Annotated in this window: 1 pseudogene; it reads left to right on the forward strand. The window is 30.1% G+C overall.

The features are described from left to right. Positions 1-459 (forward strand): annotated as a pseudogene (locus L8X50_RS08235) (hypothetical protein); the annotation flags it as partial. Between the last annotated feature and the right edge of the window lie 168 nt (positions 460-627).

Below are 627 nucleotides of genomic sequence, written 5' to 3' on the forward strand. Positions count from 1 at the left end.
ATAATTGATTTAAATGTTTATCAATTTAATTTTGATGCATGGGGAAAAATATATAAAGCCTTAAGAAGTGACATAGTTGAGGGTAAGATAAAAGATCCAAGGGATGTAGATTCTACTTATGAAAGCAGAAGAGAATTTGATCGTTATATGGATGGGTATCAAAATGGTATGACAATTAATTACCATGTAGATATAAATAATTATAGAAGCGAAGAATCGGCTAAATTATTTATGGATTCATTGGTATTGGAGGCCAAACTCGCAGCTCTAACTCCACCTCAAGGCTATCCTAATGCACCTTATTATTTTAGTCCAGAAAGATTAGAATGGGATTATAAAAATTATCAATTAGATAAACTCCTTGATCCAAGAATTCCCGCCATATATAGATATAATTTTCCAGAGGAACTTCGAGCTAAAATACTAGCTTATGCTAAAGAACATAATATAAAAGAGTAAAAATAATGAATTTCATTAGCCACTACTATAATCATGGAAGATGGTTTGTATATAGGATGAAAGGATAAAAATGAGTGAAACTTATGAAATTTATACACCTAATGGCGGTATATTAGATGTAGAAAAAAAAACGAATAAAATTTTATTATATGATGGGGGAGCTAAGGT

The sequence above is a fragment of the Campylobacter sp. CNRCH_2013_0898h genome (genome assembly GCF_025772965.1).
GTDB lineage: Bacteria > Campylobacterota > Campylobacteria > Campylobacterales > Campylobacteraceae > Campylobacter_D > Campylobacter_D lari_D.